Origin of the sequence: Treponema lecithinolyticum ATCC 700332, assembly GCA_000468055.1 — a bacterium.
Lineage (GTDB): Bacteria > Spirochaetota > Spirochaetia > Treponematales > Treponemataceae > Treponema_C > Treponema_C lecithinolyticum.
The window spans coordinates 1-20,123 of sequence record KI260561.1 but is presented as its reverse complement, the minus strand read 5'-3'; the positions used below and the strand labels follow the sequence as shown (position 1 = coordinate 20,123).

Annotated in this window: 20 protein-coding genes; 12 read left to right on the top strand and 8 right to left on the bottom strand. The window is 43.6% G+C overall.

All coding sequences use genetic code 11. From position 1 onward, the window contains the following. Window positions 1-38: 38 nt before the first annotated feature. From HMPREF9193_RS02865 to HMPREF9193_RS02850, 4 genes are all read left to right on the top strand, one after another. Window positions 39-2,480 carry a glycogen/starch/alpha-glucan phosphorylase gene (locus HMPREF9193_RS02865; RefSeq protein WP_040847505.1) on the top strand — a complete coding sequence of 814 codons (2,442 nt, stop codon included), beginning with the start codon at window positions 39-41 and terminating at the stop codon, window positions 2,478-2,480. Window positions 2,481-2,554: 74 nt separating this feature from the next. Continuing rightward, window positions 2,555-4,402 carry a S1C family serine protease gene (locus tag HMPREF9193_RS10690; RefSeq protein WP_021686558.1) on the top strand — a complete coding sequence of 616 codons (1,848 nt, stop codon included), beginning with the start codon at window positions 2,555-2,557 and terminating at the stop codon, window positions 4,400-4,402. A gap of 1 nt (window position 4,403) precedes the next feature. Further along, on the top strand, window positions 4,404-5,045 hold the full coding sequence (locus HMPREF9193_RS02855) for a hypothetical protein (protein WP_021686557.1): 642 nt from the start codon (window positions 4,404-4,406) through the stop codon (window positions 5,043-5,045). Next, window positions 5,035-5,610: a hypothetical protein gene (locus tag HMPREF9193_RS02850; protein ID WP_021686556.1), complete on the top strand. Its 576-nt coding sequence runs from the start codon at window positions 5,035-5,037 to the stop codon at window positions 5,608-5,610. Before HMPREF9193_RS02855 ends, HMPREF9193_RS02850 begins: the two co-directional genes overlap by 11 nt. Before the next feature lie 7 nt (window positions 5,611-5,617). Here the strand turns inward: HMPREF9193_RS02850 and HMPREF9193_RS02845 are convergent, their stop codons facing one another. Next, window positions 5,618-6,217, bottom strand: coding sequence for a TetR/AcrR family transcriptional regulator (locus HMPREF9193_RS02845; RefSeq protein WP_021686555.1), 600 nt, complete (start codon window positions 6,215-6,217; stop codon window positions 5,618-5,620). Then, window positions 6,195-7,376, bottom strand: coding sequence for a THUMP domain-containing class I SAM-dependent RNA methyltransferase (locus HMPREF9193_RS02840; protein WP_021686554.1), 1,182 nt, complete (start codon window positions 7,374-7,376; stop codon window positions 6,195-6,197). The genes HMPREF9193_RS02845 and HMPREF9193_RS02840 overlap by 23 nt, the downstream gene beginning before the upstream one ends. Window positions 7,377-7,501: 125 nt before the next feature. Here HMPREF9193_RS02840 and HMPREF9193_RS02835 point away from each other — a divergent pair, with 125 nt between their 5' ends. The 5 genes from HMPREF9193_RS02835 to HMPREF9193_RS02810 all read left to right on the top strand — a co-directional run bounded on the left by HMPREF9193_RS02835 (window position 7,502) and on the right by HMPREF9193_RS02810 (window position 11,817). Beyond that, on the top strand, window positions 7,502-8,551 hold the full coding sequence (locus HMPREF9193_RS02835) for an alpha/beta hydrolase (protein WP_021686553.1): 1,050 nt from the start codon (window positions 7,502-7,504) through the stop codon (window positions 8,549-8,551). Window positions 8,552-8,791: 240 nt separating this feature from the next. Next, window positions 8,792-9,493: a 5'-methylthioadenosine/adenosylhomocysteine nucleosidase gene (locus tag HMPREF9193_RS02825; protein ID WP_021686551.1), complete on the top strand. Its 702-nt coding sequence runs from the start codon at window positions 8,792-8,794 to the stop codon at window positions 9,491-9,493. A gap of 16 nt (window positions 9,494-9,509) precedes the next feature. Continuing rightward, window positions 9,510-10,058 carry an S-ribosylhomocysteine lyase gene (locus HMPREF9193_RS02820; protein WP_051305983.1) on the top strand — a complete coding sequence of 183 codons (549 nt, stop codon included), beginning with the start codon at window positions 9,510-9,512 and terminating at the stop codon, window positions 10,056-10,058. 2 nt (window positions 10,059-10,060) lie between these two features. Beyond that, window positions 10,061-10,672, top strand: coding sequence for a P-II family nitrogen regulator (locus tag HMPREF9193_RS10685; protein WP_021686549.1), 612 nt, complete (start codon window positions 10,061-10,063; stop codon window positions 10,670-10,672). Between the two features lie 8 nt (window positions 10,673-10,680). Next, on the top strand, window positions 10,681-11,817 hold the full coding sequence (locus tag HMPREF9193_RS02810) for a bifunctional biotin--[acetyl-CoA-carboxylase] ligase/biotin operon repressor (RefSeq protein WP_021686548.1): 1,137 nt from the start codon (window positions 10,681-10,683) through the stop codon (window positions 11,815-11,817). A gap of 14 nt (window positions 11,818-11,831) precedes the next feature. On the opposite strand, the gene HMPREF9193_RS02805 is transcribed toward HMPREF9193_RS02810, so the two are convergent. Further along, a complete protein-coding gene (locus tag HMPREF9193_RS02805) occupies window positions 11,832-13,157 on the bottom strand; it encodes a class I SAM-dependent methyltransferase (RefSeq protein WP_021686547.1) in 1,326 nt (441 codons plus the stop codon). Next, the gene (locus HMPREF9193_RS02800; protein WP_021686546.1) at window positions 13,154-13,696 is read right to left on the bottom strand and encodes a gamma carbonic anhydrase family protein; all 543 of its coding nucleotides are present in this window, start codon (window positions 13,694-13,696) and stop codon (window positions 13,154-13,156) included. Before HMPREF9193_RS02800 ends, HMPREF9193_RS02805 begins: the two co-directional genes overlap by 4 nt. Before the next feature lie 57 nt (window positions 13,697-13,753). On the opposite strand from HMPREF9193_RS02800, the gene HMPREF9193_RS02795 reads away from it, so the two are divergent. Together HMPREF9193_RS02795 and HMPREF9193_RS02790 are read left to right on the top strand one after the other, a co-directional pair. Next, entirely contained in the window at window positions 13,754-14,509 is a 756-nt protein-coding gene (locus tag HMPREF9193_RS02795) for a ParA family protein (RefSeq protein ID WP_021686545.1), read from the top strand. Beyond that, window positions 14,502-15,422, top strand: a complete 921-nt coding sequence (locus HMPREF9193_RS02790) for a ParB/RepB/Spo0J family partition protein (RefSeq protein ID WP_021686544.1) — start codon at window positions 14,502-14,504, stop codon at window positions 15,420-15,422. The genes HMPREF9193_RS02795 and HMPREF9193_RS02790 overlap by 8 nt, the downstream gene beginning before the upstream one ends. Here the strand turns inward: HMPREF9193_RS02790 and HMPREF9193_RS02785 are convergent, their stop codons facing one another. The 4 genes from HMPREF9193_RS02785 to HMPREF9193_RS02770 are packed head-to-tail and all read right to left on the bottom strand — an operon-like array spanning window position 15,423 to window position 18,473. Continuing rightward, window positions 15,423-16,244: a metal ABC transporter permease gene (locus HMPREF9193_RS02785; protein ID WP_021686543.1), complete on the bottom strand. Its 822-nt coding sequence runs from the start codon at window positions 16,242-16,244 to the stop codon at window positions 15,423-15,425. It lies immediately after the preceding gene. Further along, entirely contained in the window at window positions 16,241-16,942 is a 702-nt protein-coding gene (locus HMPREF9193_RS02780; protein ID WP_021686542.1) for a metal ABC transporter ATP-binding protein, read from the bottom strand. The genes HMPREF9193_RS02785 and HMPREF9193_RS02780 overlap by 4 nt, the downstream gene beginning before the upstream one ends. A gap of 23 nt (window positions 16,943-16,965) precedes the next feature. Then, complete coding sequence (locus HMPREF9193_RS02775; RefSeq protein ID WP_021686541.1) at window positions 16,966-18,006, bottom strand: metal ABC transporter substrate-binding protein; 1,041 nt, start codon at window positions 18,004-18,006, stop codon at window positions 16,966-16,968. Window positions 18,007-18,008: 2 nt separating this feature from the next. Then, window positions 18,009-18,473, bottom strand: coding sequence for a Fur family transcriptional regulator (locus HMPREF9193_RS02770; protein ID WP_040847496.1), 465 nt, complete (start codon window positions 18,471-18,473; stop codon window positions 18,009-18,011). A 298-nt stretch (window positions 18,474-18,771) separates the two neighbouring features. Between HMPREF9193_RS02770 and HMPREF9193_RS02765 the strand changes: the two genes are divergently transcribed. Further along, window positions 18,772-19,635: a leucine-rich repeat domain-containing protein gene (locus HMPREF9193_RS02765; protein WP_021686538.1), complete on the top strand. Its 864-nt coding sequence runs from the start codon at window positions 18,772-18,774 to the stop codon at window positions 19,633-19,635. Window positions 19,636-20,123: the final 488 nt, after the last annotated feature.

Below are 20,123 nucleotides of genomic sequence, written 5' to 3'. Positions count from 1 at the left end.
AAGCGTTTAGGATAAACAAATACGAGGTTTTGGACTATATGCATTTTGATCCGCAAGCATTTAAATCCGCAATAACAAACCGCTTAAAAAGACAGTACGGTAAAAATATCAGTCAAGCAAACAAACACGATTTGTACGATGCGCTTGCCGCCGCCGTATTGGAATCGGTTATGGAAAACTGGATGAAAACCAGACAGCTGTACGAAAAAGAACACATGCGCCAAGTATGCTATTTTTCAGCCGAATTCCTTATGGGACGCGCGCTGGGCAACAATATTATAAACACCCTTATAAAACCGCACGTCGTACAAGTACTTGAAGAAATGGGTTTTGATTACAATTCCATAGAAGATGAAGAACCGGACGCCGCTTTAGGTAACGGGGGGTTGGGACGCCTTGCCGCGTGTTTTTTGGATTCGCTTGCAACGCTCAACTACCCTGCATGCGGGTACGGCATCCGTTACGAATACGGAATGTTTGAACAGCATATCGAAAACGGTTTTCAAGTGGAATACCCCGACAATTGGCTAAAACACCGCGACCCGTGGGAAATCAAACGCAGCGATTTAGCGGTTGAAGTGCGTTTCGGTGGAAACGTAACAGTAAAACACGGCGCCGACGGACGCGATTATTTTTCCGTAGAAAATGCGGAACTGGTAACGGCAACCCCCTTTGACACTCCCATCATCGGCTACAACACCAACACGGTTAACACCCTGCGCTTGTGGCAAGCTTCTTCGCCCAACGGGTTTGACTTACAGCTTTTTAACGACATGCACTACAACCGGGCGGTTGAACGCCAAAATTCGGCAGAAAACATATCGCGCGTACTGTACCCGAACGACAACGGACCGTCAGGCAAAGCACTGCGTTTAAAACAACAATACTTTTTTTGTTCGGCAAGTTTACAAGACCTTATCCGCTCGTACCAAAGAGAACACGGTAATGATTTCAGCCATTTTGCCGACGTTTACGTTATTCAGCTTAACGATACGCATCCGGTAGTCGCAATTCCTGAGCTGATGCGCCTTTTAATGGACGAACATCTTTTGGGATGGGATGAAGCATGGGCAATCGTGTGCAAAACTTTTGCATATACAAACCATACCATCCTTGCCGAAGCTTTGGAAAAATGGTCTATAGATATTTTTCAATCGCTGCTTCCGCGTATTTATCAAATAGTTGAAGAAATAAACCGCCGGTTTTTAGCGGAATTGCGCAAGCATTTTCCCGACGATTACGACAAGCAAAACCGCATGAGTCTTATTCGAAACGGAACTATCTATATGGCATACCTTGCCATTCATGCGTGCTTTAGCGTAAACGGAGTTGCCGCGTTGCACACCGAAATTTTACGCACGCAAGAATTAAAAGATTGGGCGGATTTATATCCTGAAAAATTCAACAATAAAACAAACGGCGTTACACAGCGCCGCTGGCTTTTGCATGCAAATCCGCGTTTGGCAGCTTTTATAAGCGAATATGCGGGAAGCGGTTGGGAAACCGATTTGTCCGTTTTGAAAAACTTGGAAAAATACGCAAACGACAACGCTGTGTTGGATAAGCTTATTGAAATTAAACAAAAAAACAAAAAAGATCTGGCTATTTGGCTGGAAAAAACGCAAAACGAATTTTTAGACCCTGCTTCGATTTTTGATGTGCAAATAAAAAGGCTGCACGAATACAAACGGCAGCTTTTAAACATTTTACATATTATTTATTTGTATAATAAGATTTTAGAAGATCCGAATTTTGACCCTCCCGCACGGACTTTTATTTTCGGAGCAAAAGCCGCCTCCGGCTACCGGCGTGCAAAAAGCATTATAAAATTGATAAACGCCGTCGCCGAACGCGTAAACAACGACAAGCTTGTAAAGGGCAAAATTCGTGTTGTGTTTGTTGAAAACTACCGCGTTACCGCCGCCGAAAAAATCTTTCCCGCTGCAGACGTATCCGAACAGATTTCCACCGCCGGGAAAGAAGCTTCAGGCACGGGGAACATGAAGTTTATGTTAAACGGAGCGTTAACGCTGGGAACACTTGACGGCGCAAATATTGAAATAGTTGAAGAAGCCGGCGAAGAAAACGTTTTTATATTCGGCTTAAAAAGCTCCGAAATCCTTACAATGGAAAAAGAACACCTCTACAATCCGCAAACGTATATAGAACGCTCAAGCGCTTTGGCAAAAGCGCTTGAGCGGCTTGTCGACGGAACCTTTGATCCGAGCCGCCAATTGTTTAACGAATTGTACGATTCGCTGGTGTTCGGAGTTGAAGGTCAGCGCCCCGACGTATACTATGTGCTTGCCGACTTCGATTCATATTGCGAAGCGCAAGAGCGGATTGCACGCGCTTATGCCGACCAAAGGCTGTGGGCACAAAAGGCGCTGTTGAATATAGCCCGCTGCGGCAAATTTTCTTCCGACCGCACAATTGAAGATTACGTGCGCGACATTTGGAAACTAAAAAAAATAAGGTAAAACCGCTCAAGTCATAAATTTTTTATCTTGCTAAAAATCTAAAAATTATTTAGAATGTTCAACCGGAGGAATATATGCATAAATTTATATTACAAAAAACTCGATTTTTATGCGTGTTTGCTTTTTTACTGCCGATTGTAGCATTTGCTCAAGTTAAAAACTATGTCGGCATTGTACGAGAAAAATATTATCCTGACAGTGTTTCCATGTTGGAAAAATATCGTGATAATTTACATGCCAAAGGTTATACGTCGTACGCCAAGTCGATTGATGCCTACCTTGAAGGCGGTTTCGGTTCGGGCTTTGTATATGTTACCGGCGACGGCACCAACTATATAATTACCAACCGCCACGTAGTGTCGCAAGCCGAAAGCGTATCGGTTGAATTTGAAAATGCGGACGGCAGTATAACCAAATACGACGATTTAAAAGTTCTAAATGCAGACGAAGAGATAGATTTAGCTTTATTGGTTTTTCCCAAAGGGGTTAAACCTTTTAAAAAAGGCTTAACTTTTAGTTCAAGCAAAGCCTACGACGGACTTGATGTTTGGACGGCAGGTTTTCCCGGTTTGGGCAACACTCCGTTATGGCAATTGGGTAAGGGTACCGTTACCAATGCGAATGCACGCATAAAAGATTTGATAGACCCGGAAATTACTTCTCTTATTCAACACTCAGCTCAAATCGACGGCGGTAATTCCGGCGGTCCGCTTTTAATAACCGATAAAAGTGCCGAAGCAGGCTATGCCGTTATCGGTGTTAATACGTGGAAGCATGCCCGCCGTCAGGATACAAACTATTCCATTCCAGCAGCAGCGGTTCAAGCTTATATAAAAAAAGTACTCTCGCCTGAAAGCATGTCGGACGAAAAAACACAATTAACAAAGCGTGTGCAAAAATTTATAGAAGCTGTTTCCGATAAAAACGGAGAATTTACCGATATTGTAAAATACATTTCGTATAGTTATGTTGCTTCCGAGGGTAAAAACAGCTTTGTTAAAGCGCTCGACAGCGCACCGTCCGCCGTACGTTCCGTTATAGTTGCGCATTTTTATAACTATTCTCCGTTGGAGGGTATGCGTTATGCGCTTGCATGGCAACTGTGGAAATCTTTGTACAATGAAAAACCTTTTTCGATAGAAAACGAAGAACTAAGCGAAACTTCTCTTTATACGGTTATGTTAACCGGAGAAAAAGAAGAAGAAACACGCTGGATAAAAGAGCACGGATTATGGCGCATGGAAGGCTGTACTGAAAAAATAAAAGAAGAAGAAGTACAGATCAGGAAAAAAAGAAGCAAAATAAAGAATACAGATAATAGTAAAACCGAAACCGGTGAAGATAACGATACAAAGAAAAAGGCAAAAGCTTTTAGTTTCGGAAGTCCGTACTATGCGAGCTTTCAAGCAGGATACGATATTTCTTTAACGCCGAATATTTCCGGTGCCGCAAATGCGGACGTTTCATATTTTTTTGGAGAAAAAATAAGATTTTTCGGAGCCGGTTTGTTTTTTAATATTGATTCGGCAACGGCGACATGGAAATCCGACGGCTGGGACAGATATTCAAAGCCTACATACAGCAAAACGTCTACGCGTATAATTATCGGTCCGGAGGTAACTTTACAAGCACCCTTTATTATACAAGAAATTTATATTTCACCCTTTATAAAAGGTGGTGTCGGTATGGATTGGGGAAGATTTGTCAATCTTTTTTCAAATAAAACCGACAAAGGTTTCCCCAGTTTTGCCTGGGTTTTTGAAGGAGGTTTTCAACTCGGATACGATTTTGGTATGCCGGTAAATGTTTTGCTCGGTTTGTCGTATAAATATGTAAATCAAGTGAATAAAAACCTTATCGGCGAGAATTTAGGAAAGAATGCAATTTCAATTTCTGCAATTTTAGTTTTAGAGGAACTGTAAAATGAGGATAAAAAAGCAGGTTATAAGTACCTTTAGTTTTTTACTATTGTCTTTTGTTTTGTTCAGCGGCTGTGCATCCATGTATATGCTGGACGATACATCTGCAAGAGGAAACAGTATTTTAGGAACCCCAAATCTCGGAACACCGGAAGATTCCGTTTTGGTTTACGGTTGTTTTGACGGCGGATTTAATACCACCGTTACACTTAAATTTTTTCAAGCGAATACGGCGTATGCACCGTGTTTTGTACACCCGTTTTTTTTAGTCCAAAGAGGATTTGAAGGTGTAGGGAAAAAGCCGGTACAAGTTACCAAGCCGCTTGCGCCCGGAGGTCGGTATAAATTGTACACTATGGAATTACGAAGCCAGCAAGCATCTTCGTATGCATATAATCAAATATCATACACTTGGTATTTCGGCGTACAAGGTTCAACGGACTATGATTTTATTGTTCCTCAAACTCCCGGACTCTATTATTGCGGGGCTCATAAAATCGATTTTTATACGGGAGAACGAAAAGAAACACGAGAAAATCCCAAAGACGAATTGACGGCGGTAGAAGTTGCACTGTCTTATTATCGGGGAACGGCATGGGAACCGCTTTTAAAAGCAAGAAGAGAGGAGTTAAAAAATGCTAAATAAAAGATTTTTAACCGTATGCGCTATCGTTTTGTTTGCAGCATCTTTTGCCTGTGCCGAAGGCGGAGAATTGACCGAACCTTCGCTTTCAAGACAAATTATGCTTGTCGGAAAAGTTTCTTTTGCAAAGAATATAGATACAGAATTTTATAAACAAACTTTAAATATTTCCGATCTCAATGCAAAAAAGCATGAATATGATTTGACGGTTGCCGACTTTATGCGAAAAGAAAGCGCACAGGGCACCCCTCCGGTTTTAGGTGATTATTTTTTTATGTTGCTGACAGTACCGGAATCCGGGCGTTTTTCAATAGACAGTTTTAAAGTCTGTTTATTTGGAGAAAAAAAAGCTTGGTTGCTGCTTCCGTTCGGAATGGACGTACACAAGCAAGACAACGCACAATACCTGTATTTAGGCAATTACACATATTCGTTTGCCGGGGATAATTTTATGGTAGACGACGTTGTTAAAACCGACGACTTTGACGAAGCGCAAGAGCTGCTTAACCGCAAATTGGGGAAAAAAGTTCAGCTTGTACGCGCCGTACTCACAGAGCAAAAAGAATAAGCGTAAGTTAACAAGAAACGCTGATTCCTTCCACCGCCAAATATAAGGAAGAAATCATTTCGTCTATAGTTGTTTGATCGAGTATGGCAAGGCGGAAAATTGCCGACTCAATCAAAGAATAAAACATTTCGTTGGCGGCTTTAACGTTTATCGGTTTAAAGTCGCCGTTTTTTTTGCCTTCAATAAGAATAGTGGAAAGCAAATGGCGTAAGCGCACAATGCGCCGGCGCACTCTATCTCCGGGGTTTTTACCCGCTTTTTGAATTTGAATGAGGTATGCCAATATAACGCGAAACAGCTGCCGGTTTTCTACACAAGCGTGCACAATGCTTTCCAGCATAGCTAAAAGCCTTTGTTTGCAGTTTTTACTGTAATCGGTAATGATAAGCTGCAAAGATTTTTCCAAACTTTCGGTAAGCTGCTTTATACTCCACAAAAAAATTTCGCGCTTGTTATTAAAATAAATATACAAAGTTGTGCGTGTAATGCCGCAGCGGTCGGCTATTTTTTGGAACGTAGCGTCCTCATACCCTTCTTCCACAAAAACATCAAGCGCTTTTTTTAAAATTCCTTGTTTACGTTTTTCATGATCTACCACTATGCCCATTGTATCCTCCGTATATGTAAAAACAAGTATCCAAATTACCGCTTTTTAAAAGCTTTTTTGATTGCGCTTTTTTTCCGATTGTTTGTTCAAAATCGGTAAACGCGCTTATAAAGCCTATGTTCCAGCCGTTAAAATCGGTAAACAAACAGCTCATATCGGCATACAAAGCCGCAGTTTCTTTTTCATTCCCCAGCCGCTCTCCGTAAGGCGGGTTACTCAACAACACGCCTGTTTCGTAAGGAGCTTTTAATTCTTTAAAATCGGCACAGTCAAAATCGGGACGCGGTATTTTATTGTCGCTGCCGATAAGCTGCAAAGCTCTGCCTGCCGCAACGCACGCATGTTCGGCATTTTTACGCGCGCGCTTTACCGCTTCAGGATCTTTGTCCGTTCCCGTAATGCGGGCAAGCACATCGGTGCGGATTTTTGCCGCTTCTTGTTTGCGGATTTCCAGTGCACGAGCGGCATCAAAAAAAGCAAGGTTTTCCAGTGCAAAGTGTCTTCCGAAGCCGGGGGCAATATTATAAGCGTACAAAGCGGCTTCTATTGCAATCGTGCCCGACCCGCAAAAAGGATCGTGTAAAGGAATTTTGCGTTTCCAGCACATAAGCTGTAAAAGCGCAGCAGCCGTCGTTTCCCGAAGCGGCGCTTGTCCGCCGTCCGTACGGTAGCCTCTGCGGTTTAAGGGGTCTCCCGATAAATCGAGCAGTAAAAAAACGGTATCGTTTTCTATATAAACCCGAATATCCGAACGGCTGCCGCTTTCCGGAAGCGTTTCCATATTCCAAACGGTACCCAGTTTTTTGCACAAAGCTTTGTGAACCACACTTTGTACACCGTGCTCGGATGAAAGTTTACTGTTTTTAATGCGCACTTTATCTATGTGCAGCTTTACGTCTTTTTTAAAATAATCCTGCCAGCATACCGCATAAGATCCGTCAAACAGAGCATCAAAGTCGGCTGCATAAAACGAAGCGGCTTGCAAATACACCCGGTCTGCTGTGCGCAAGCATAAATTGGGTTTAAACAACTCGGTTTCGCGGCAGTTAAACAAAACCCTGCCGACAGCGTTTCCGCATGTCGTGTAGCCGAGTTTTTTTATTTCGTTTGCAAGTACTTTTTCCGCTCCGATAGCGCACAATGCCGCAAGAGTTACCATTTATACAGTATACCTTATATTTGTAAATTCTGCAATTATCGGCTGCATAATTACATACAATCACACAAAATCGCTCTTGAACGCTCGGATAAAATAGTTTATAATACGCAAGAATAGAGAAAATAATGATATTTTTAACTTATACTGTACTGCTTTTAGGTATAGGATTTGTATTTTTTTGTTTTGCAGCAGGTTTTATACTGTTCCGCTTTTTATGCGTCCGAACAGCGTACGAAAAGTATGCGCAATCGCGCAAAAAACTGTATTCAACTGCAAAAATCGAAACCGGCATCACCGATAAAGCCGAAACACTGACGCTTTTTGCAACGTGCCGGCGCCGCTTTTTTTTATTTCCGAAAAGAAAAATCGTGTTATGCGCCGATTTGTACAACCACCCCAACAGTACCCGGGCGCAAAAACCTCACAATATTGCCGTTCTTGTTCATGCATTATCAGATTCCGATGTGCAAACAAAAGCATTTGCAAAAGATTATTATAAAAGAGGCTTTTCCGTTTTAAATGTAGATTTACGTGCGCACGGTAAAAGCGGCGGAACTTATGCAGGCTTAGGCTATGTAAAAACGGATGCGGCGGACTTATGTTTGTGGCTGCGTTGTTTGGTCGACCGTTTCGGAACCGACATACGCATTGTTTTGCACGGCATTTCTACAGGGGCGGCTGCCGTTATTCAGTGCGCATACGGTATTTTAGCTGAAGGCACGGATTTTAACAAAGAAAAAAACAGTGTAAAACTGGTTGTTGCCGACAGCAGTTTTTTCCGCTTTTCCGAATCGGTACGCCACCTTTTATTTTTATGTATGCCGAAAGCTTTTGTACAGCGGCTTTTGTTCAGCTGTGCTGCAGCGGCGGCTTCGTGTATTAACTTTATAATAAACGGTTTTACTTTTTTTGCAAATTGCCCGGGAACTTGTTTGCAGCGATTTAGCCGCACAAATGACGGCACGCATAAAACCGGACACTGCACACTGCTTTTATTTCACGGTAAAGCCGACACCTTTGTTCCGCTTAAAGCTGCTCACAGTTTGTACGCTTTTGCCCCGGAACCAAAAAAGTTGATAGTAACGGAAAACGCAGCCCATGCCGAAAGCTATTTTTTTGCAAAAGACCAATATATGAATGAAATACTCGGCGCTTTTGAAAGTGCCGCCGTTTAATGTAGCAGTTTAACGTCGCAGTTTTTTAAACTCTGTCAATAGTTTTTAAACTCTTGTGTAAACAAACTTTTTGTTTTAAAATGAAAAAAGGGCCGCTAAAGGAGGAGGAAAAGCGACCCTTTTTATGATTGTTGCTGCTGTGCATAATATACAAAAATACAAAAAAAATGTCAACACTTTTTTTGTATTTGTTGCGGTTTTTTGCAATATTTTGCAAACACTGCGAAAGGGGTGCGGTTTATGGTAAAAATAGGTATTATAGGCGCAATGTCTGTCGAAGTTGAGCATTTACAACGGCTTCTTAAAAAAGCTGAACCGGTAAAAAAAAGCGGTTTGTCTTTTTATGAAGGAATGCTTAACGGAACACAAGTTGTGGTTGTGCAATGCGGAGTAGGCAAAGTAAACGCTGCTTTGTGTACCGCTTTATTAATTTCATACTTCGGTGTAACACACGTTATAAACACCGGCGTTGCAGGCGCTGTGCGCAAGGATTTACACCTTTTTGATGTTGTCGTTTCAACCGACGCCGTACACCATGATGTAAACGTCAGCGCTTTCGGTTACAAGCCTTGTGAACTTCCGGGTATAAAACGGATAGAATTCCCTGCGAACCCCTTTCTTATAGAATGCGCGCGGCGTGCGTGGGAAAAAGGAAATTTTTCTTCAAAACTAACGGAAGGACGTATAGCTTCGGGAGATATCTTTGTCAATTCAGCGCAGCAAAAAGAAGCGATTCAAGATTTATGCGACCCTGCGTGTGTAGAAATGGAAGGCGCCGGCGTAGCGCAAGTGTGTTACTTAAGCGCTGTTCCGTTTGTTATTATACGCTGCATATCGGATATGGCTGAAAACGCGCAAGAAGTGTATCATGAAGAAAAAGCGGCACAAATAAGTGCTTTTTTGGTTACGCACATGATAGAACTTGCAGCAAAACAAAGTTAAAATCGACAGGAGTGTTATGGAACAAAAAAACCACGAAGCATTTTGCAGCGATTTTGATTACAGTAAAGTTTGCGCACCTTACGTCCGCCTTGCTATGCGTAAAGAAGGACCGTCGGGAGACATCGTAAGCAAATTCGACATCCTGTTTACCCAGCCGAACGAAGAGTTTATACCGATGGCAGGAATTCACACGCTGGAACATTTAACGGCGGAAATAGGTCAAAATATTTTAAGCGGCTTGATCGATTTTTCTCCCATGGGCTGCAGAACCGGTTTTAATTTAACCCTTTTTGGAGATAAAACCGAAGAAGAAATTGCAAAAAAAATGCTTATTATTTTTCAAACTATAGCGGAATGGCCTGTCGATAAACCCGTACCCGGAACAGGTATGCATGAATGCGCCAATTACCGCGAACACGATTTATATGCTGCACGCAGTTGGGCAAGCCGCTGGGTAAACGGCATAAAGACAAAAGGATGGCAATGCCGCCGCAGCGAACCGGAAAAAACGCCAAACGATGAAAGCAAAAATTCAAACCTCGAAAATAAAACAAACGGCGGTTAATAATGAATACGTTGGTGTTTGCCGTCGTCCCCGAACAATACGCCGCTTTTTTTTGTGAGGATGCAAAAAGAAGCGGTTCGGGAAACATCGTTTGTTTTTCGGGCAGGGGAACCGCAGAAAAAGTTTTACTACAGCGTTTAGGATTAGGCGCAGGAAAAAAAACGGCACTGTGCTTTTTAGCACCGGAAAAAGTATTTGCAGAAACCGCCGTTTTATGGAAACACCGGGCGGCGGCGCACAAAGACTGTATCGGTATAGCGTGCAGCATTTTAACGGAGCGTAAAAACATGACGGAAAAAACAAAATATGAGCTTATTTGTATTGTGGTAAATGCCGGCTGCGCCGAACAAGCTATGCAAGCTGCGCGTAAAGCCGGTGCGCCCGGCGGAACGATTGTCGACGCTAAAGGAACCGGAACCGAACAGGATTTGAACTTTTTCGGTATACCGGTAGCGCGGGAAAAAGAAATTGTGCTGATTGTCGCCGAAAACGCTTTTGTTCCGGCTATAACCGAAGCAGTAAAAAAATTACCTTGTTTTACTAAACCGGCTTCGACTTTTATATGTACGCTGCCTGCGTCCGATTGTTTCCATTTGGGAACGCCGTGTGCGTAAAAAAAAAGATGAGCTCTACTAAAGAAAAACTGCTGGAACTTTTTGCCGAACAAAACGGTCTGCCGCTGTCGGGAACCGAAGCCGCCGAAAAAATAGGAGTGTCGCGCACAGCCGTGTGGAAAGCCGTAGAAAGTTTGCGTAAAAACGGCTACCCCGTTACCGGAAGCACCAATAAAGGTTATGTATTCAAAGACGGTCACGATTTTTTAAACGCTGCACGCATTACGTCTTTACTCAGCCCCCTTGCTTTTTCTCTGTGCAGCGGAAAAATAAAGGTTTTTAAAACAATAGATTCTACCAACACCGAAGCAAAGCGCAAACTTTCCTGTGCCGATGCCGACCGGCAAGCGCTTCACGGAGCGGTTTTTATTGCCGAACACCAAAGCGCAGGGCGCGGGCGCATGGGAAGAAGTTTTTATTCGCCCGAACGTTCCGGTATTTATCTTAGTATCGTCTATGTGCCGGATGACGGCAAAAGCGATGCGTACACGCAAAATCCGCCGCCGGAACCGGAAAACGGTAAAGACGGCACAACCGGAGCTGCTCAAAGCGCCCGCGCTCAAGCGCCCGACACTTCGCTTTTAACTGCGCTTGCCGCAAGTGCCGTATGCCGCGCACTTGATTGTTTCGGCGTACAAAGTCAAATAAAATGGGTAAACGATATTTTTGTGCGCGGTAAAAAAGTGTGCGGCATTCTTACCGAAGGTATTGTAAATATGGAACGGCGTACGGTAGACGCCGTTGTTGTCGGCATCGGCATAAACGTAAAAACCGGCAAAGACGGATTTCCCGAAGAGTTGCGCCATATTGCCGGAAGTCTTATACCGGAGCAAGATAAAAAAACTTTGCCGTCAGCTCCTGCTGCAGCCGCAAACGCGGCTTTAGTCATCGACAGAAACGAACTTGCAGCCGCCGTTATCAGCGAACTGCTCAGCGCTTTTTCGGGGAATACACCCTTTGTTACGCTTATGCAAGAATATAAAAAGCGCTCTTTGATATTGGGTAAAAAAATTTGCGTCGCTTCCGAGCAGGGCGAATATACGGCTTTAGCCGTCGATATAACCGATGAAGCTCATTTAATCGTCGAAACCGAAAACAAAGAACAAAAAGAATTACTTTCCGGCGAAGTGCGCATAGTAATTTAAAACAAGCCTCTATTTTATTGTACTAAAAGACTTTCCAAAACGGGGGCGCAGCCAAGTGCGGCACGCAGCTGTTCGTATGCACTTGAACCGTTTGCACCGGCAAACTCTGTGTTGCCGGTGCCGGTAGCGGCAAACGTTTTTTGTACGGCACGGATAAGAATGTTTTTGGGTGTATGCGCCATATCGATAAATTCCAAAAGCTGTACCGCGTATCCCTTGCTTTCCAACAGCGCCGCCCGCATAGTATCTGTCGCCAAAGAAGCAAAACGCTCTTTTACAATGCCGTATTTTAAAAAAAGGTCAAATGCTTTATTTGAACAGTGTTTTTTTAAAGCCGAATTCAGTTCATGCTGACAGCAGGGGACGGATAAAATAATGCGGACCCGATTCTGTACCGCAAAGGCAAGGGCATAATCGGTTGCCGTATCGCACGCGTGAAGGCTGATAACCATATCAATTGGAGTGCCTTCGTACGCATACTCTTGTATATTGCCCGTTTGAAAACACAAATCCTTATAGTTCCAGCGTTTTGCCAAAGCTGAACAGTTTTGTATTACTTCTTTTTTTAAATCCAAGCCGGTAATTTTTACTTTTAGTTTTTTTATTTCGCTTAAAAAATAATACAGAGCAAAAGTTAAATAGGATTTTCCACAGCCAAAGTCGATTATATGCAAAAAATGCTGCGTTCCCGCTCCATTTTCCGTTAACGTACCCAAAACGTCGGCAATGTATTCCAAAAAACGGTTTATTTGCCGGAATTTATCGTATTTAGGTGCAAGCACTTTGCCGCTTTCATTCATAACTCCCAGCTCTATTAAAAAGGGAACGGGTATACCTTCTTGCAAAATATAGTTTTTTCGCCGGTTGGGGCTGACGTTTTTTTCATCGTCGAAAACCGGCGGCGGCGTACAGTTTGAACTGTGCACGCTTTCGGCATCATTTCCGCCTTGCCGCGGCAGCTGTAAGCGTTTTTGCGTTACCGTTGTATGCGCTTTTTTATTTGTAAGCACACTATACAATTCGTTGTGCGTTGTAACCGAAATATGGTGCCACAAAGCTTCGGGGGTGTACGGAAGCTGCTTTAAAACGCTAAGCAGTTGTTCGGCATTTAGTGTACGCTGAAATGCTTGCGTTGCAGTAAAATATTCGGCATAAAAACGGTTTTCCGATGCGCGCGTAATTTTAATTTTTATGCAATTTTGTATAGCTTTTGCTTCAGTATTTTTGTTTTTTGAAGGTTTTGCAAAAACCGCGCACACAAAATCGCCGGCGGCGCACTCTATTACGTGTGAAAGCGAAAGCTTTTTTGTTTTTTTATCCGCTGCAGTCGGTAAACTCATTGTTCGATTTTTTCGCCGGGACCGCAATGCGCCCCGTCGCGCAGCGCTTCTTGTGCGTGACGGATATAGTTTTCGCAGTTTTTTTTCATCGCTTCTATTTCTTCCGCCGTTAAACTGCGTATTAATTTTGCAGGGCTGCCTAAAATCAAACTGCCTGCAGGAAAGCTTTTTCCCTGCGTTACCAAAGCTCCGGCTCCTACCATCGAATTTTCACCGATGTCGGCGTTGTTTAATACGATAGCGCCCATACCGATAGTACAACCGTCTCTGACAGTACAGGAATGAAGGATTGCGTTGTGCCCTACCGTTACGTTTTCTCCGATAGTGCAGGGCAGGTTTTCGTCTACATGAACGACCGCGTTATCTTGAATATTGCTGCCTTTTCCGATCCGGATAGGTGCTATATCGGCGCGTACCGTTGCCGAAAACCACACGGAAGCGTTTTCCGCCAATTCGGCATCTCCGCACACTTCCGCATTCCACGCAATAAAAACGGAATGTGCCGTTTTAGGCTTTGTTTTTCCGCATGAATGTATCATAAAAAATCTCCTGCGCTTAATATATACTTTTTTTACGGAAAATGATATACTTCTATTATGGCAAAGGTCTATGTTTTTGTAAACCAAAAAGGCGGCGTCGGAAAAACAACTTCCGCAATTAACATCGGTGCATATATGGCGGCGGCGGGCAAAAAAGTACTTTTGGTTGACTTCGACTCTCAGGGCAATATGTCTTCCGGCGTCGGGATTTCCAAAGACAAACCGACCGTATACGAACTTTTAGCAGGGAACGCTTCCGCCGAACAAACCGTCCGTCATACCCAAGTTACCGGTTTGGATGCCGTTGCCGCTTCAATAGATTTATCGGGAGCCGCAATAGAATTGGTAGACCAGTCGGAGCGCGAATTTTTTCTTAAAAAAGCACTGGAACCGCTTTTGCCCCGTTACGATTACATTTTAATAGATTGTCCGCCCTCTTTGGGAATTTTAACGCTTAACGGACTTGCCGCAGCAAATTCGGTTTTAATCCCCATGCAGTGCGAATATTTTGCACTTGAAGGTATTTCGCTTTTGCTGCAAACGGTTAAAAAAGTGCAAAAGTCGATAAACGCAGGTTTGGAAATCGGCGGTATTTTTTTTACAATGTACGATTCACGCACCCGCCTTGCCAACGATGTAGTATCGCAAGTAAAAGCATATTTTAAAGATGCGGTATTTAAAACCATCGTTCCGCGCAATGTGCGGCTTTCCGAAGCGCCGTCGCACGGGCAGCCTATTTGTTTGTACGATCCCTTGTGTGCGGGTGCGCGCAGTTATGAAAAACTTGCAGAAGAGGTAATTCTCCGTGGCTAAACCGAAACGGGCTTTAGGAAGAGGCTTGGACGCGCTTATAGTCGAAGCGGAACATTCCGCTTCGGAAGCGCTTTCCGGCGGAAGTAAAACCGGCAAAACCGGAGTTGCCGGCGAAACGGGCGAAATCAATTTAGCAATCGACTTGCTTAAACCGAACCCGCACCAACCGCGCCTCAGTTTTGATGAAAAAGCGCTGCAAGAACTTGCCGACTCCATTAAAGAAAACGGTATTCTTCAGCCCATATTGGCAGAAGAAGCGGGCAACGGCACGTATTATATTATTGCCGGAGAACGGCGCACGCGTGCGGCACGCCTTGCAGGTCTTACGCATGTTCCCGTGCGCATACAAAAATTTTCCGAAGCAAAAAAACTGGAAGTAGCGCTTATAGAAAATATCCAGCGCGAAAATTTAAACCCGCTTGAAGAAGCTAAAGCATACCATAAACTTATGGAGCTTGCAAACTTAAACCAAGAAGAAGCAGCGCGCCGCGTCGGAAAACAGCGTTCCACAGTGGCAAATGCACTGCGGCTTTTAAAACTTCCCGAAGATATGCAAGCATCTCTTGAAGACGGAAGTCTTACAGCAGGGCACGCGCGCGCCGTATTGTCGGTGATAAACCCTTTGAACCGGCGCACTTTGTTTGAAAAAATCCGCAGCGCTTCTCTTTCCGTTCGTGAAGCCGAAGAAGAAGCGTCCTTCTTAAACGGCGAAAAAGAACCGGCAGTAAAAAACAAAGCGGCAAAAAAACAAGACAAACGCGAACCGGATTATATTTTTCTTGAACAGCAGTTAATAGAAAAATTAGGAACAAAAGTGGCACTTAAAGGAAATTTTGACCGCGGAACTATAACCGTAGAATATTTTTCCCGCGACGATTTGGACAGGTTGTATAATTTGTTTACAGGTAATTAATTAGCCGATTCCGTTAATTCTGCCGATAAGCGCGCATATACCGAACGCGCACAAATTTGCCGTAACAATGCTTGCCCCGGCAGGCGCCGACCACACAAAGCTGGCGATAATACCGGCAAAAAAGCAAACAATAGACAAAAGAGCAGCACAAACAACAACGGGCTTGTATGTTTTAAAAACGCGCATAGCGCTCAGTGCGGGAAATATAATCAAACTGGAAATCATCATAACGCCGACTAAACGCATACCGGCAACAACGGTAAGAGCAGTTAAAACCGCAACGAGCGAATTATATCGGCGGGTGCGGATGCCTGCAACACGCGCAAAAGTTTCGTCAAAGGTAACGGCAAAAATTTTATTGTAAAAAAATACGTACAGCGATAAAACCGTAATGCCCAAGCCCAAACTGATGTATACATCGCTTTTGCTCATCGCTAAAATACTGCCGAACATATAGGCGGTAACATCGGTATTCAATCCGGATGTCATCGACGTAATTAAAATACCCAGCGCCAAAGCACTGCTGGAAATAAGCGCGATTGCCGCATCCCCTTTAATGTCTGAATGGTTCCCGATATGGAGCAGCAAAAACGCCGCACCGATTGCTACGGGAACGGATACTGCCAAAGGCGAAAGGTTAAGCGCCATAGCGGCGGCAAGCGTACCGAAACCCACGTGCGATAAACCATCTCCTATCATAGAAAAACGTTTTAAAACAAGGTTTACCCCCAGCAGCGCCGCGCATAACGCAATCAAGGTGCCGCCGACTACCGCGCGTATAATAAACGTGTAAGAAAAAAGCGTTTTAAGCAAGTCAATCATCGGCAGCATATCTCCATTGCAGTCATTTTATGATACAGCTGTGTTTTTTGGTAGTCGGCGGCACTTCCGTAAAACAAAACCTGTTTGTTTATATGTAAAATATGTGAAGCATTTGCAACGGCGCGGCGCACATCGTGCGAAACCATTAAAATTGCCGTTTTCTCGTTGCGGTTTAACGTACGGATAAGCGAGTACAGTTCATCGGTTACTTCAGGGTCCAAACCGGCAACCGGTTCGTCCAAAACCAAAACATCGCTTCCGGCGCAAAGGGAGCGCGCTAAAAGTACGCGCTGTTGCTGACCGCCGGATAAATTGCGGTACGCGCTATGCGCCAAATGCGCTATTCCCAACCGCTCAAGCTGAAAATCCGCCGCTTGGCGCTCGCTTTTTGAATAAAACGGCTTATACCCTTTTGTACGCAAACATCCGGATAAAACGATTTCCCGTACCGAAGCCGGAAAATCTCTTTGAACGGTGTTTTGCTGGCTTAAATAGCCGACGGCACAGTCATTGTGCTTTACCGTGCCGCTTTTCGGCTGAATAAGGCCCAGCAGTGTTTTAATTAAAGTCGACTTTCCCGAACCGTTTGCGCCGACTACGCATAAGTAGTCTCCTTTTGCAAGACTTACCGATACGTTGTCGACGGCTTTATAATTTCCATAATATACGCTGATGTTTTCGGCGGAAAGTACAACCATTTTTTTTGCGCGGAAGTCTAAATTTACCGCATTCCTTTTTTTAAAGTTTCAACATTACGTTTCATAAGCGACACCCATGTTTCGCCTGCTTTAAAATCGTCTTTTGTTACGTTGTGAACGGTATGCAATTCCAGCACGGCAGGATGAGCTTCACTATTTTTTTGCATCGCTCCTTCGGCAATCGTGCGGGCAATTTTTTGATTGCTTAACTCTATAGCAAAAACGGCAGGAACTTGTTTTTCGGCAGCTTTATCTATTAAAAAAGCAATGGTTGCAGGATTTGCTTCCACTGCAGTGCTGCATCCGGTAAAAGCTGCGCTGTACGTTAAACCGTAGTAATCCGCAAAATAACGCAGGGGAAAACGGTCGCCCATTAAAATATATTTGTTTTGTGCGCCGTCTATAACAGTACGAATTTCGCTGTCTACATTTTGAATGGCGGTTTTATACGCTTGAGCATTTTCGGCAAAACGTACGGCATTGACAGCGCCGGCATTTTTATCTGCTTGTATTAAAGCATCGGCTATAAGGTCTACAATTTTTTGTGCATAAGCGGGAGACGTCCAAATGTGTTCGTCTTCTTCGTGCTCGCAGCTGCCGTCGCAAAATTCGTGTCCTTCATGGCTGTGCTCCATACCTTCAACGATTTCTTCTTCAACCGTTTCCACACAGTCCATAAGCCGTATAACCGTTTTGTGCGAAGTATCCATAGAAGCTAATACATCGCGCACCCATTCATCGCTGTCGCCGCCGATGTAAATAAATATGTCGGCTTTTTGTATTGCTGCAATGTCTGCGGGAGAAGGATCGTACGAATGGATTTCCATTCCCGGTTTTACCAATAGTTTTAAGTTTTTGCCGGAAACGGCTGCCGTTGTTTTACCGGTATTCATATCCACCGAACCGAACATAACCGCCCGGGCAAAATCGTATACCGGAAAAACAGTTGTTACAACCGAGGGCATATCGTTTGAGCCGGAAGCCATAGAATCCTTAGAACCGCTTGCAAATACACAAACGGACAATAAAACTGCGCTCATAAGCGCAATCAAAGTTTTTTTCATACTTATTTTTCTCCTGTTGTATGAGTTGTTTTACTGCACTGTGCGCACAAACCGTAAAGCACCGTCCGGCTTGTGTCCAAAGTGAACTGATGATTTTTTTGTATATGGGAAGCCAGTTTTTGAATTTGCGAGCAGGAAAGATGAATAAGGCTTCCGCATTGCGTGCATTTTAAATGATAGTGTTTAGCACAATTCGATTTTTCGCTTATATATTGATAACACGCTTTTTCGCCGGCTTCGCTTGTAAATTTCCGCAGCGTACCGTCTTTTACTAATTTATCCAGCGTGCGGTATACAGTTGCAAGTGCCGGCGTTTTTTTACAAGTATCCGTATGGTCCGCTGTTTTTAAATCGGAAGCAAGCGCATAAAAAAGCTCATCGGCACTAAAGTGCTCGTCCGCTTTGCTTTTTAAAAATTTCACTATGTATTCGCGCTGTTTTGTGCGGTATGTATCTTTTATAACCATATCTATATGAAAATGATAATCATTCTCATATATAAAGTCAAGAGGAACGCCCGTTAACACTGCAGCTTTTCTTGCTTATTGATATAGGCAAAGCTGCCGGGCGCATGTATTTTACAGCTTTTTAATTTCCGCTTCGGAAAGACCGGCGGTTTGTGTTTGACAAAACAGCACACAGACGGTTTTCATCAGGTAACCAAAGTTCTTTTTTAGTAACTTTGGTTCTTTTTATCCGTATAAACTGTTTTTTGGCGGATGAAACGGTATAATAAATATGTAAAAATAATTTTAAGGAGATTACATGAAATCAAATTCAAAAGCTAAGGCAAAAGCCTTAAAAACGACGAGAGCCGCGGCGCTCATCACAGCCGCAACTTTAACGCTGGCACTGATGTTTTTAGGCTGCAAACAGCCGGAAACACCGGAGCCGCCTGCACCACCGGTTAGGTATATCGTGCTTACCATAGGCACCAAAAACCCCATACAGGTTAAGGCGAAAACGGCTGACGGTTCTGACATCGCGGTGGAAGGCTGCCACCAAAAAACCCTTAAAAACGGTCAAAAAACAGCACTGACTGCTACAGGGCAAAAAGTTATCCTTAAAGGAAACATCACCGAGCTTGACTGCGAGGACAATCAGCTTACCGCCATTGACGTAAAGGGCTGCCCCGCTTTAAAGGTGTTAGTCTGCCCGCTAAATAAGCTTACCGAGCTTAACGTGCAAGGATTGACCGCTTTGAGGGATGTTGACGCCAATAGAAATGAGATTACAAAGCTTAACGTAAAAGGCTGCACCGCCTTGTGGTCTCTGGATGTCGCTAAAAATAAGCTTACCGAGCTTGATGTAAAAGGGTGCACCTCTTTGGAAAAGCTGTATTGTGGTCACAATAATTTTACAAACTTTGACCTAAAAAGCTACAACGTGCAAACCCTTAGCTGCGGCGGCAATGGGTTTACCCAGCTTGAGGTAAAAGACACAGCTTTGGTCAATCTTTACTGTGGGGAAACGTCGACTCTTACCAGCCTTAAGGTAGAAAACGCACCGAATTTGATAACGCTTGGCTGCAACGACAGTAGCCTTACCAGCCTTACCATAACAAACTGCCCCCAGTTAAATGATCTGAACTGCAGCCACAACAAGCTTAACGCCGCTGCGTTTATATAAATCTTTAACGACTTACCAATGCGCGCAGCGGATGTCAAAGGAACAATCAAACTTTACAGAACCGTTGACGGTAATGAGGGTAACGTCACAGATTTTACTTCAACGAGTGCCCCTCAGGCTCTCAAAGATGCCTTTAATAAGGCAAAGAATGAAAAAAACTGGAGTATGAAACATTTTACCCCCAGTAATACTGGTTGGGCAGAAATCCAATAATTGCCGGCAAAGCTTTGAAAACGGGACGCTTGTTCCGTTTTCAAAGACGCTTTTTTAATGGGTAAGATACTAAAATTGTAATATTATAATAGATAATTATTAATTGGGTAATTGGACAATTTGATTAAAATTAAAAAGTAAACATATTGTAAGGAGATTTTCAAAATGAAAACAACTAATTCAAAAACTAAGGCAAAAACCTTTTGGGGAGCGGCTTTTGTGCTGCTCGTCGCACTGCTGTTTACCGGCTGCACGCAGGCGGCAAAGCCTGAAGA